The organism is Bacillus cereus group sp. BfR-BA-01349, from assembly GCF_022663795.1.
GTDB lineage: Bacteria > Bacillota > Bacilli > Bacillales > Bacillaceae_G > Bacillus_A > Bacillus_A cereus.
Genome location: NZ_JAKUGE010000108.1, coordinates 1 through 1365, shown reverse-complemented (window position 1 = coordinate 1365; position 1365 = coordinate 1). Strand labels below are relative to the sequence as shown.

Below are 1365 nucleotides of genomic sequence, written 5' to 3'. Positions count from 1 at the left end.
CACATAACTAACAATTGGAGGTGCATTTTTTATGGCTAAATTTTCTTCAAAAGATAAAATAAAAGCAGTAAAACGATATCTAGAAGGTACGGAAGGCGGAAAAACCATTGCTAATTCTATAGGGGTTCATCCTAGAGAACTTTATCAATGGATTAAACGGTTTGAATTTTCAGGGGAAAAGGCGTTTGAAAAACGCTATACAACTTACCCTCTCGAGTATAAACTAGATGTAATTCATTATATGAATGAAAATGGGACATCTCTGAGAGAAACAGCTGCTTTTTTTAATATTCCTTCTTGCGAAACACTCCGAAAATGGAAAGTAGCTTATGAAACAGAAGGATTAGATGCCCTAAAATCAAAGAAAAAGGGGCGTCTAACCATGGCCAAAGAAAAAGCTAAGCTACAACATTTAAAACAAAACGAAGTATTTCTTGAAGGTTCTATAGAAGCGCTACAAGCAGAGAATGAACGTCTGCGTATGGAAAATGACTATTTAAAAAAGTTGAATGCCTTAGTTCAAAAGAAGAAAACATCACAGACCAAGACAAAGCGCAATTGATTTATGAATTAAGGCATAAATATAAGGTCGTTGACCTTGTGAAAGTCGCTAATATCGCTCGTAGTACGTATTATTACTGGATGAAACAAGCGAAACGTCCAGATAAATATAAGAAAGTTAAAGAATTAATTAAAGAGATTTTTAGTGAGAATTTTGGGAGGTATGGTTATCGTCGTATTACATTGGAATTACGTAATCGAGGCCATGCATTAAATCATAAAACCGTTCGACGTTTAATGAATATCCTGGGATTAAAATGTCTTGTTCGATTAAAAAAATATCGTTCATATAAAGGGACTGTCGGGAAATTCGCTCCTAATATTTTAAAACGTAATTTTCACGCATCAAAACCAAACGAGAAATGGGTAACAGATGTGACGGAGTTCCACTTACATGGTAAAAAACTATATCTATCACCCATTTTAGACTTATATAACGGAGAAATTATAGCTTACAATATAGAACATAGACCTGCCTATTCCCTTGTTTCTAAAATGTTAAATAAGGCGTTTCAATGTTTGAATGATAAGGAAACTCCTATTTTACACTCGGATCAAGGTTGGCATTATCAAATGCGACAATATCATCAGTCGCTTAAAAAACATAACGTTATCCAAAGTATGTCCCGTAAGGGAAATTGCTTAGATAATGCAGTCATGGAAAATTTCTTTGGCTTATTAAAGTCTGAATTACTTTATCTTAAAGAGTTTGAAAGTATGGAACAATTTAAGCAAGAACTAGAAACTTATATTCATTACTACAATCACAAAAGAATTAAAACAAAACTAAAAGGATTGTCCCCT

General features: G+C 33.4%; 1 protein-coding gene. It reads left to right on the top strand.

The window, feature by feature from the left end; all coding sequences use genetic code 11:
- Nucleotides 1–31: 31 nt before the first annotated feature.
- Nucleotides 32–1365, top strand: a protein-coding gene (locus MR169_RS27870; protein WP_242320387.1) for an IS3-like element ISBth167 family transposase whose coding sequence is annotated in 2 segments (ribosomal slippage) — nucleotides 32–497 and nucleotides 497–1365 — 1335 coding nt annotated over the 2 segments. Because the reading frame shifts where the segments join, the coding sequence is not laid out codon by codon here. This gene is flagged as partial in the annotation.